This window comes from Eikenella glucosivorans, from assembly GCF_016025525.2.
GTDB lineage: Bacteria > Pseudomonadota > Gammaproteobacteria > Burkholderiales > Neisseriaceae > Eikenella > Eikenella glucosivorans.
The window spans coordinates 64,764-76,247 of record NZ_JACSGR010000008.1 but is presented as its reverse complement, the minus strand read 5'-3'; the positions used below and the strand labels follow the sequence as shown (position 1 = coordinate 76,247).

Below are 11,484 nucleotides of genomic sequence, written 5' to 3'. Positions count from 1 at the left end.
TATTTTTCAGGTAGCCTTTTCGCATTCATGAGCAGGCCAACTACGCGCCCAAGAACCAGAATTTCAACGCCCACAGCACGGCCACGCCCCACACCATCGGCGGCACGTCGCGGTATCGGCCGCAACACAGCTTCACCACGGCATAGCTGATGAAGCCCATGGCGATGCCGTCGGCGATAGAATAAGAGAAGGGCATAAACACGATGGTGAGGAAGGCCGGCGCGGCTTCGGTCATGTCGTGCCAGTCGATTTCGGTGGCCGAGCGCATCATCTGCACGCCGATATACAGGAGCGCGGGCGCGGTGGCGAAGGCGGGCACGGCCTGCGCCAGCGGCGAAAACCACAGACAGGCCAGCATCAGCACACCCACGGTTACGGCAGTAAGGCCGGTGCGGCCGCCCGCCGCCACGCCGGAAGCGCTTTCCACATAAGGCGTGGTGGAAGAAGTGCCCAGCGCCGCGCCGGCCACAATGGCCACAGAATCGGCAAACAGCGCTTTTTTCAAGCGCGGCAGGCGGCCGTTTTCCAGCAGGCCGGCACGGTGCGCCACGCCCACCAGCGTGCCGGTGCTGTCAAACAAATCCACCAGGAAAAACACGAAGATCACCGCAATCATGCTACCTGAAAACAGGTCTTTGAAATCCATCTGCATAAAGGTGGGCGCAATGCTCGGAATGGAGGACACCACTTTGTCGAAACGGGTGAGCCCCAGCGGGATGGCCAGCAGGGTAATGCCCATGATGCCGAGGATGATGGCGCCGCGCACACGGTAGTAATCCAGCGTAACGATCACGAACAAGCCCAGCATGGCCAGCAGCATCGGCCAGTTCGGTACATATGCGCCCGGCTGCCCCTCTACCGGCAGGCGGAACTCGCCCATGTGCACCAGTGTGGCCTCGTTGCCCACGATCACGCCCGAGCCCTTGAGCGCAATCAGCGCCAAAAACAAGCCGATGCCCGCCGCAATCGCCATCTTCAGGCTCATCGGCAGCGCGTTTACCAACATTTCGCGCACCTTCATAAAGCTGAACAAAATGAAGATGATGCCGGAAACAAACACCGCCGCCAGCGCCACCTGCCACGGCACGCCCATGCCTTTGACCACGCTGAAGGTGAAATAGGCGTTCAGGCCCATGCCCGGCGCCAGCGCGATCGGATAATTGGCCAGCAGGCCCATGATGAAGCAGCCGATGGCCGCCGAAATGCAGGTGGCCACAAACACGGCGCCGAAATCCATACCGGAGAGCGAGAGCGTGTGCGGGTTTACCACGATGATGTAGCACATGGTGAGGAAAGTGGTGAGCCCTGCCATCAGCTCGGTGCGGATGGTGGTTTTGTTTTCGGAAAGTTTGAAATAGCGGTTGAGGAAGGATTGCATGATGTTTTCGGGGGGTTGGGTTGGGATAAAGGTTTCTTTCGGGGTAATGCTTGGCTTGCTTGGGAAACAGGGTTTTCAGGTAGCCTTTAAGGGCTTCTTGCGGAAGGCTACCTGAAAATTATCTGTATCATTGGCCTTTCCTGCCGGGAAGAATTGCCAATCGCGCTATCCATTCGGCGGTCTGTAAGGCTTCAGTAGCTTGCCGGGAGTTGCGCGCCACCCAAGATTGTGTTTGTTGGTGTAGCGGTATCAACGGCTGTTTATCATTTGATTGCTCCAGCACTTTCCTCATGATTTCCTGCCCGGCAATATCACGGTAAGCACATAAATCTGCTTTATTTTCCGCATAGCACTGCACGATATAGTCTGCAAACTGCCGCATCACCTGCCCGCGCAATTCGCTTTCCCAGCGTGCGGCTTGCTGTTTGTCTGCAAGCCGGCGGTCGAACTCACGCTGCTGTTCCGGCGTCATGGCAAGAAACTGATCGGCTATCTGATTTGATGCTTGGTCACCCAAATACCGGGCAGCAATCTGCGCTTGCCGGGTAAACTCTGCCTGATCAAGCCGTTCGCTATTCTCCGCATAGGCCGATACCAGCCAGCATCCCAATAATGCCGCTGCCATTGTCTTTTTCATTATTGCTCCATCATTTTTCAGGTAGCCTTTCCGCTTGGCAATTAAGAATGTGATGAGGTTACCTGAAAATCTAAGGCTTGATCCGGCAACGTTCAGCTTTTCAGGTAGCCTCCGCATGCTAGCGGCGCGGCTGACGCACGGCTTGATCCATCCAGTCGAATAGTTCGTCCAAGTCATAATCGCCGCTGTGCGGCACGTCCCACGGCAAGGCGAAATCGACGCGCTTGCCGCTGTTTTGCAGCTTGGCGGCAAGGATGGCGGCAATGGCCAGCGAGGTGTCGCGGTCGGCGGCGCCGACGCGGATGCGCCAATGCTGCGGCGGTGTGTGGCGGCCGAGGTAGTGCATCGGGTTCATCAGCTTCACGGTGTGCGGATCGGCCAGCGTGGCTTGCGGGTTGGTGCGGTGTTGGTAGGAGAATGCGGTGAAATGCTGTTTGTCGATGGTGGCGGTGCCGAACAGTTGGTTTTCGCCGCTGCTCAAATCAAGCGCATCAAAAGCAGGCGGGGTTTTCTGGCGGCCGGCGGCGCGGGCGTAGGCGGCAAAATCTACGGCACTCACTTTACCGTTGCGGACGGTGAGCCAGTTGCGATCGCTCAGGTCTTTGCCGGCATCGAGCTGGCTTTGGGCGGATTGGCGCAGAAAGGAGGCGACATAATCTTTGAAGCTGCCATTACCCTGCGCGTCCAAACGCAGCGGCCGACCTTGCAGGTCGCGCAGGCGCAGGCTGTTCACGTAAGCAGGGAATTGGGCTTTGAGGCTACCTGAAATTTGGATTTGCCCGGCATCAAGCGTGCCGTTTACCAGCTTGCGCTCAGCATGGTAATCAAGCATGGAGGCATCCATTTTCTGGTAGTCGTTCACGCCGTTAAACTGCCATTCGTAGGCGGCATCGGCATGATCCAGAATGGAAATCGGGCAATAGGCGGATACGGCGAAAATATGGTCTTTGGCCGGGGCGGCGCCGAGCTGTTGCAGATAGGGCTCGTAGTCGGCCTGGTTGCCGGTGGCGCCAAGCAGCACGGACAGCGCGCCGCCGGCGCTGGTGCCGTTGGAGATGATTTTTTCGGCATCGCCGGCCATTACCGCATCGTTGAAGCGCAGGTAGCGCACGGCGGCTTTCAAATCGACAATCGCGGCGGGCGCTTTGCCGGTAGCGGCGGTGCGGCCGCGCGCGCCGGGCGAGGCCACCACATAGCCTCTGGCCAGGGCGGCCTGCATGGCGTCGATCTGCCCTTCCTTGCGCGGGCCGAAACCGCCCTGCCCCGGCACGCCGGCTTTGGCGGGCATATAGCCGCCGATTTGGTTGGGTAGGAAAATAGGGGCGGTTTGCGCGGTGTAGCCGTTGATGCTGCCGCCGTTGAAATAGGCTTCGGGAATGTAGATGTTGAGGGTTTGGTAGGCGCTATCGGCGGGGGTGGCCACGTACACGATGTTTTCGTAGGCGCGGTAGGCCACGGTTTGGCCGTTTACTTCTGTGCTTTGGCGGGTGTAGCTTTGGCTGCGGAAATCCAGGCTGTGTGCCGAATTGGCGGCGGTTTGCGCCAAGCCGCTGCCGGACGCCAGCGCCAAGAGACCGGCCAGAAGGGTGGGTTTGAATTGCATCGTGTTGCCTCCTTATCCATACAAATAATTGGCAAGTGGGATTGTACGCCCAAAATGCCATAGGCTACCTGAAAACGAGCAAAGCGAGTTTCTGCGAAGCTAAAACGAGCAAAGCGAGTTTCTGCGAAGCTAAAACGAACGAAGCGATTTTCTGCGAAGCTAAAACGAGCAACGCAAGTTTCTGCGAAGCTAAAACGAACGAAGCGGGTTTCACTGCGTTGCGGTTGGCGCTTTCAGGTAGCCCTGCCCTATGCCGCCAGTTCGCCGCGCAGGCTGAAGGTGAAGGCTTCGGTGATTTCGATGTCCACCATCTGGTTGATGAGCGACACGTCGCCGGTGAAGTTGACGACGCGGTTGTTGGCGGTGCGGGCTTGGAGCTGGTCGGGGTCTTTTTTGGAGATGCCTTCGACCAGGCAGCGTTGTACCGTGCCGAGCATGGTTTGGTTGATGCGGGCGGTTTCGGCTTCGATGACTTCGTTCAGGGCTTCGAGGCGGCGTACTTTTTCGGTGTGCGGGGTGTCGTCGGGCAGGTTGGACGCAGGCGTGCCAGGACGCGGGCTGTAAATGAAGACGAAGCTCAAGTCGAAGGCGATGTCTTTCACCAGTTTCAGCGTCTGCTCGAACTCGCGCTCGGTTTCGCCGGGGAAGCCGACGATAAAGTCGCTGCTCAGGCACAAATCGGGGCGGATGGCGCGCAGTTTGCGGATGATGGATTTGTATTCCAAGGCGGTGTAGCCGCGTTTCATTGCGCTCAATACGCGGTCGGAACCGCTCTGTATCGGCAGGTGTAGGTGCGATACAAGTTTGGGCAGGTCGCGGTAGCATTCAATGATGGCGTCGGTAAATTCGCGCGGGTGGCTGGTGGTGAAGCGCATCCGTTCGATGCCGGGGATTTCGTGGACAATGCGCAGCAGGGTGGCAAAGTCGCAGATTTCGCCGTTGTCCATCTCGCCGCGATAGGCGTTCACGTTCTGCCCTAAAAGGTTGATTTCTTTCACGCCCTGCTGCGCCAAACCGGCGATTTCGGTGAGCACGTCGTTCAGCGGGCGGGAGAATTCTTCGCCGCGCGTATAAGGCACGACGCAGAAGCTGCAATATTTGGAGCAGCCTTCCATAATGGAGATAAATGCGCTGCCGCCGTCCACGCGGGCGGGGGGCAGGTGGTCAAATTTTTCGATTTCGGGGAAGGAGATGTCCACCTGCGAATGGCCGCTGGTTTCTTTGTCCACAATCATCTGCGGCAGGCGGTGCAGGGTTTGCGGGCCGAAGACGACATCGACGTAGGGCGCGCGTTTGATGATGTTTTCGCCTTCTTGCGAGGCGACGCAGCCGGCGACGCCGATGATGAGGTTGGGATTTTTCTGTTTGAGCGGTTTGATGCGGCCGAGGTCGGAAAACACTTTTTCCTGCGCTTTCTCGCGCACGGAGCAGGTGTTGAACAGGATGATGTCGGCGTTGTCGGGTTCGGAAACCTGCTCGATGCCGCCGTGTTCTTCGGCCAATACGGCCAGCATTTTGTCGCTGTCGTATTCGTTCATCTGGCAGCCGAAAGTGCGGATATAGACTTTTTTCATGGTTTGGTGCTTTCAGGTAGCCCGTAATCGCGGGGCTGATTATTATGCGAAGGCGGCATTATACGCAGTGCGCCGCAGCGTGAAAAGATAAAATCAAATCAATAACAAAATGCTACCACTCAAAATCTGAGGCTACCTGAAAATGATTTTTCAGGTAGCCTCAGTGCAAGCAGGCGGGCTATTCGCGGTTGCGGCCGCGCCAGAAATAGCGCAGCACAAAACCGGGGAAGGCAAACACCAAATACAGGCACACCACCGCCACATAAAACTGCCAATGCTGCCGGTGCACATTGCCGCCCTGTGCCTCCAGCAGATAGGCCAGCAGCGCCACAAAGGCAAAACCCAACAACAGTTCGGGCAAATGGTGGGCAAAGCGTTTTTCAGGTAGCCTTTTGATGCCGAACCAGCGCACGCTCACAAACGGCAGGTTGGCGCACACCAAAGCCACCAACAGCAGCAGATACATCGCGGCAGTCATCGCTCTACCCCGCCTTTCCCGTTAAATCACAATACTTTATCCAGCGCATAAGTGCACCAGTCCATCAGTGTGCGCGGCATCAGGCCGAACAGCAACAGGCCCAGCGCGCACGCCGACAAAGCCACCCTCCCCGCTACCGCCATCGACAGCGGTGCCGTTTCCTCGGCATCGTCCATATACATCACCTTCACCACGCGCAGGTAGTAAAACGCGCCGATCAGCGACATCACCACCGCAAACACCGCCTGCCACACAAGGCCTTGCCCCAGCAGCGCCCGAATCACAGAAAGCTTGGCATAAAAGCCTGCCAGCGGCGGAATGCCCGCCATGCTGAACATCACCAGCAGCATCAGGAAGGCATACCAGGAATGGCGCTGGTTCAGGCCGGCCAAGTCGGCAATTTCCTCGCATTCGCGCCCTTCGCGCGACAGCAGCATCAACACGCCGAAGCCGGTGAGCGCCATCAGCGCGTAGGTCAGCGCGTAATACAGCGCCGCTTCGAAGCCCTTGATCCCGCCCATAAACGCCAGCAGCACAAAGCCCATGTGCGATACGGTGGAATAAGCCAGCATGCGCTTGATATTGGTCTGCATCACCGCCGCCAGATTGCCCACCAGCAGAGAAGCCGCCGCCAGCATATTCAGCATCGGCACCCAATCGGCATACAACCCGCCCAGGCCGGTCACCAAAATGCGGAAGGCAAACACCGTGGCCGCGATTTTCGGCACCGTGCCCACCAGCGCGGTCACCGCCGTGCTCGAGCCGTGATACACATCCGGCACCCACATGTGGAATGGCACCGCGCCCAGCTTGAACGCCACCGCCACCACCACAAACACCAGCCCAAGTTTCAGCAGCCATGGATTAACCGCCTGGCTTTGCGACAGCACCAGCACATCCGGCAGCAGCAGCAAGCCGGTGGCGCCGTAAATCATCGAAATACCGTAGAGCAGCAGGCCAGAAGCCAGCGCGCCGAGCACGAAATACTTCAAGGCTGCCTCGCTGGCGCGCACATCGTCGCGGCGCAGCGCAATCAACGCATACAGCGAAAGCGACAAAATTTCCAAACCGATATACAGCGTGAGGAAATGGTTGGCGCTCATCATCACGCACATGCCCAGCAGCGCAAACAGCGTCAGCGTATAGAACTCACCTTTATAAATTTGGCGCGCTTTCAGGTAGCCCGGCGACAGAATAAACAGCACCAGCACCAGCGCATACACCGCCAGCTTGCCCACATAAGACAAACCGTCGAGCACAAACATGCGGCTGAAGGTTTCCACCGACTCGCCCGGCCATAGGGCTACCTGAAAAACCGCCGCCGCCAACACAGCAAAAGAAGCCAGGCAGGCCGTGATGCCGCGCTTTTCGTCCGGCAGCCACAAATCCACCAGCAGCACCGCGCACAATGCCGAAAGCAGCACGATTTCGGGCATGGCGGGGATTAAGTTCAGATCAGTCCAGTTCATTCACACACCTCAAATCTTGCTTTGCGCCACATGCGCGATCAAATCGTTGGCCGCCTGATGCACCACGGCGATAAACGGCTCCGGCCACAGGCCCATGCCCAGCACGGCAACGGCAAGGATGGCCAACACGGCGAATTCGCGGCGGCCGATGTCTTTCATTTCGGCCACATGCGGGTTGCTGACCGCGCCGAAAATCACGCGCTTATACATCCACAACGTGTAGGCCGCGCCCAAAATCAGCGTCAGCGCCGCCAGCGCGCCCACGATCAGGTTGTAGTTCACCGCACCCATAATCACCATAAATTCACCCACGAAGCCCGAAGTGGCGGGCAGGCCGGCATTGGCCATGGCAAACAGCATCATGAAGGCAGCAAACTTCGGCATCACCGTTACCACGCCGCCGTAGTCGGCAATATTGCGGCTGTGCAGGCGGTCGTACATCACGCCGATGCAGAAGAACATGGCGGCGGAGACGAAGCCGTGCGAAATCATCTGCATAATCGCACCTTTCAAGGCCCACGGCTGCAATTCCGTCTGGTTGGTAAACAGGAACATACCTAGGGTAACGAAACCCATGTGACTGATGGAGGAATAGGCCACCAGTTTTTTCATATCGGTCTGCACCAGCGCCACCATGCCGATGTAAATCACCGCAATCAGGCTGAGCACGATGATGGCGGGCGCGAAATAGCGCGACGCGTCGGGCAGAATCGGCAGGATGAAACGTAGGAAGCCGTATGCGCCGAGCTTCAGCGTAATCGCCGCCAGCACCATCGAGCCGCCGGTGGGCGCTTCCACGTGCGCGTCGGGCAGCCAGGTGTGCACCGGAAACATCGGCACTTTCACCGCAAACGACAGGAAGAAGGCGGCAAACAGAATCTGTTGGGTAAGCAGCGGGATTTGTTTGATGTTTTGGAAATCGTCAATCGCGAAGCTGCCGCCGGTTTGGAACGACAAATACACCAAGGCCACCAGCATCAGCAGCGAGCCCATCAGCGTGTAGAGGAACAGCTTCACCGAAGCATACACGCGGCGCGGCCCGCCCCACACGCCGATAATCAGATACAGCGGAATCAGCATGCCTTCAAAGAAAATATAGAACAGCATCGCATCGCGGGCGGCAAACGCGCCATTGATCAGGCCGGACATAATCAGGAAGGCCGCCATATACTGCGCCACCTTCTTCTGAATCACCTCCCAGCCCGCAATCACCACCATCAGCGTGATAAAGGCGTTCAAAATCACAAACAACACCGAAATGCCGTCCACGCCCAGCGCGTAGTTGATGTTCAGCGCGGGAATCCACGAATAAAACTCGTTGAACTGGTAGCCGCCGCTCAAGCGGTCGAACTGCGTAAACAGCGGCAACGTTACGGCGAACCCCGCCGCCGCGCCGACCAAGGCCAGTATCCGCGCCAAAGGGGCGCGGCGGTCGCAGCCGGTGGCCAGCACCAATAGTCCGGCGGCTATCGGCAGCCAGATTGCCAAGCTGAGGAGGTGGTTGGAAAACATAGTGGTAACCTGCGGTTTGAATAATTAAATCGTTGTCGTACTGCGTTTGCCGTTTTCAGACGGCCTCTAAACGCTGCCCTCTTTTTCTATCACCAAAATACGCGCTTCGCCGCGCGGGTGGGCGACGTGTTCCGCGCCGATGCCGGCATAGAAGATGTCGCCGCTGTGCAGCCGCGCCACGCGTTCTTCGCCGTTTTCGCGGTAGTGCATATCGACTTCGCCGCTCATCACGGCAAACACTTCCTCGCCGTCGTTCACATGCCATTGGTAGGGCCGGTCGGTCCAATGCAGGCGCACGGTGGTGCCGTTCAGATTGGCGATGCTGCGTGCGCCCCATGCCCTGTCGGCGGTGAATTCGACGGCGCGGATGATGTCGGTTGCGCTCATTTTTTCCTCTGTTTTGTGTTTTCAGACGGCCTTTTGAGTTTTCAGGTAGCCTTAATGACTTGTTCCATCTGAACGGTTTACTTCCTGCTCGACACGGATAAAGGAGGCAATCATGGCCTGCCACACGGCTTCCGCCACATTGGGCGACAAGCCCGCTGCCGCAGCCTGTTCGCGCCGCGCCTTCAACACTTGCGCCACCCGATCGGGCGCGGCCACGGCCTGCGCGTCGTGCTTGGGTTTCAGACGGCCTGCCTGTGCGACCAACCGTTGCCGTTGCGCCAGCAAATCAATCAGCCGGTTGTCCAGCGCGTCAATCGCCTGCCGCACTTCGGCCAAGGTATCAGGCAAGCTATCGACATTCATTTTTCAGGTAGCCTTTATCTGAACCAAAGCTGCCAGAAGAACACCACAATCAGCACCAGCACGCCGGACACCATGGCGGCAGCGTAGGTGTAGATAAAGCCGGTTTGCACACGGCGCACCTGACCGGCTACTGCGCCGACCAGTTTGGCCGCACCGTTCACCAAGCCGTTGTCGATGATGGCGGTATCGACGGCTTTCCAGAAAAAGCTGCCCAGGGCGCGCGTGCCTTTGGCGAACACGGCGAAGTAGAGGTTGTCGAGGTAGTATTTGTTTTCAAACAGCACATACACCGGGCGGAAGGCCTGGGCGATTTTGGCGGGCAGCTGCGGTGCTTTCACATACAGGAACCACGCGGCCAATACGCCGCCGATGGCTAGATACAGCACGGGCGTGTGCAGACTGTGCGACACCATGCCCATTGCGCCGTGGAACTCTTCCTTCATGATGTGCATCACCGGATGCAGCTCGTGATTGACATAAATCACGCCTTTGAAGAAATCGCCGTACAGCATGGGTTCGATGGTGATGTAGCCGATAATCACGGACGGAATCGCCAGCAGCACCAACGGCAAGGTAACGACCCACGGGCTTTCGTGCGGGTTGTCGGACGGTTTCAGGCCGTGGTGGTGGCCGTGGTCGTCGTGATGGTCATGCTTGGCCTCGCGCCAGCGTTCTTTGCCGTGGAAGACGATAAAGTATTGGCGGAAGGCGTAAAACGCAGTAACGAATACGCTAGCCAGCACGGCGAAATAGGCGAAGCCGCTGCCGGGCAGGTTGCTGGCGTGCACCGCTTCGATAATCGAATCTTTGGAATAGAAACCGGAGAACAGCGGCGTGCCGATGAGGGCGAGGTTGCCCAGCAGCATGGTGAGCCAGGTAATCGGCATGTATTTGCGCAGGCCGCCCATATTGCGCATGTCTTGATCGTGGTGCATGCCGATGATGACCGAGCCTGCGGCCAAGAACAGCAGGGCTTTGAAGAAGGCGTGGGTCATCACATGGAACATGGCCACGGAATAGGCGGACACGCCCAGAGCCACGGTCATATAGCCGAGCTGTGACAGGGTGGAATAGGCCACCACGCGTTTGATGTCGTTTTGAATCGTGCCGAGGAAGCCCATAAACAGCGCGGTAATCGCGCCGATAATCATGATGACGGAAAGCGCGGTGGTGGAGAGTTCGTACATCGGCGACATACGCGACACCATAAACAGGCCGGCGGTTACCATGGTGGCGGCGTGAATCAGCGCGGAAATCGGGGTCGGGCCTTCCATGGAATCGGGCAGCCACACGTGTAGCGGGAATTGGGCAGACTTACCCATCGCGCCGACAAACAGCAGCAGGCAGGTAATGGTAATCAAATCCCAGCCGAACAGGGTGCTGCCGACCACGTTGGGCAGGTAGGCGAACACGTCGGCATAACGCAAGCTGCCGCCAAAATAGGCCAGCACCAGGCCGATGCCGAGCACGAAGCCGAAGTCGCCCACGCGGTTTACTAGAAAGGCTTTCAGATTGGCGAAAATCGCGCTGTCGCGTTGGAAATAGAAGCCGATTAAAAGATAAGACACCAAGCCGACCGCTTCCCAGCCGAAGAAGAGCTGGATGAAGTTGTTCGACATAATCAGCATCAGCATGCTGAAGGTAAATAAGGAGATATAGCTGAAGAAGCGTTGGTAGCCGACTTTTTCGCCCGCCATATAGCCGATGGTGTAGATGTGCACCATCAGCGACACGGAAGTCACCACCACCATCATCAGCGCGGTGAGGCTGTCCACCAGGAAGCCGACCGAGAAGTCCAACCCGTTCATGGTCAGCCAGGTATAGACGTTTTCGTCGAATTTGGCGCGGCTGCCGTCGATGAAACCCCACAATACATAGGCCGACAACACGGCGGATACGGCCACGCCGAGTATGGTAACCGTGTGCGCGCCCCGGCGACCGATGGTGTTGCCAAACAATCCGGCCAGCAGGCAGCCGGCCAAGGGCGTGAGGGCGATGATGAGGTATAAAGTCATGTCTGTCATAGTGTTGCCATCCTTGCGGATCAATCTTGTTATGTGTGCTGCATATTTTCAGGTAGCCT

10 protein-coding genes are annotated in these 11,484 nt (G+C 57.9%); all 10 read right to left on the bottom strand.

The window, feature by feature from the left end; all coding sequences use genetic code 11:
- Positions 1 to 40 precede the first annotated feature (40 nt).
- The 10 genes from H9Q10_RS10915 to nuoL all read right to left on the bottom strand — a co-directional run bounded on the left by H9Q10_RS10915 (position 41) and on the right by nuoL (position 11,425).
- Positions 41 to 1,378, bottom strand: a complete 1,338-nt coding sequence (locus H9Q10_RS10915) for an NCS2 family permease (RefSeq protein WP_197904011.1) — start codon at positions 1,376 to 1,378, stop codon at positions 41 to 43.
- A gap of 127 nt (positions 1,379 to 1,505) precedes the next feature.
- The gene (locus H9Q10_RS10910; protein ID WP_197904010.1) at positions 1,506 to 2,015 is read right to left on the bottom strand and encodes a hypothetical protein; all 510 of its coding nucleotides are present in this window, start codon (positions 2,013 to 2,015) and stop codon (positions 1,506 to 1,508) included.
- A 118-nt stretch (positions 2,016 to 2,133) separates the two neighbouring features.
- Positions 2,134 to 3,618 (bottom strand): subtype B tannase, encoded by a 1,485-nt coding sequence (locus H9Q10_RS10905; RefSeq protein WP_197904009.1) that lies wholly within the window; start codon positions 3,616 to 3,618, stop codon positions 2,134 to 2,136.
- A gap of 248 nt (positions 3,619 to 3,866) precedes the next feature.
- Positions 3,867 to 5,192: a tRNA (N6-isopentenyl adenosine(37)-C2)-methylthiotransferase MiaB gene (gene miaB, locus H9Q10_RS10900; protein ID WP_197904008.1), complete on the bottom strand. Its 1,326-nt coding sequence runs from the start codon at positions 5,190 to 5,192 to the stop codon at positions 3,867 to 3,869.
- A gap of 178 nt (positions 5,193 to 5,370) precedes the next feature.
- Positions 5,371 to 5,670: a DUF2818 family protein gene (locus tag H9Q10_RS10895; protein WP_197904007.1), complete on the bottom strand. Its 300-nt coding sequence runs from the start codon at positions 5,668 to 5,670 to the stop codon at positions 5,371 to 5,373.
- Positions 5,671 to 5,696: 26 nt separating this feature from the next.
- Positions 5,697 to 7,139 (bottom strand): NADH-quinone oxidoreductase subunit NuoN, encoded by a 1,443-nt coding sequence (nuoN, locus tag H9Q10_RS10890; RefSeq protein ID WP_197904006.1) that lies wholly within the window; start codon positions 7,137 to 7,139, stop codon positions 5,697 to 5,699.
- Positions 7,140 to 7,148: 9 nt separating this feature from the next.
- A complete protein-coding gene (locus tag H9Q10_RS10885) occupies positions 7,149 to 8,651 on the bottom strand; it encodes an NADH-quinone oxidoreductase subunit M (protein WP_197904005.1) in 1,503 nt (500 codons plus the stop codon).
- A gap of 66 nt (positions 8,652 to 8,717) precedes the next feature.
- Positions 8,718 to 9,038 carry a cupin domain-containing protein gene (locus H9Q10_RS10880; RefSeq protein ID WP_197904004.1) on the bottom strand — a complete coding sequence of 107 codons (321 nt, stop codon included), beginning with the start codon at positions 9,036 to 9,038 and terminating at the stop codon, positions 8,718 to 8,720.
- A gap of 51 nt (positions 9,039 to 9,089) precedes the next feature.
- Positions 9,090 to 9,401, bottom strand: a complete 312-nt coding sequence (locus H9Q10_RS10875; RefSeq protein WP_197904003.1) for a chorismate mutase — start codon at positions 9,399 to 9,401, stop codon at positions 9,090 to 9,092.
- 14 nt (positions 9,402 to 9,415) lie between these two features.
- Entirely contained in the window at positions 9,416 to 11,425 is a 2,010-nt protein-coding gene (nuoL, locus tag H9Q10_RS10870) for an NADH-quinone oxidoreductase subunit L (RefSeq protein ID WP_197904002.1), read from the bottom strand.
- Positions 11,426 to 11,484: the final 59 nt, after the last annotated feature.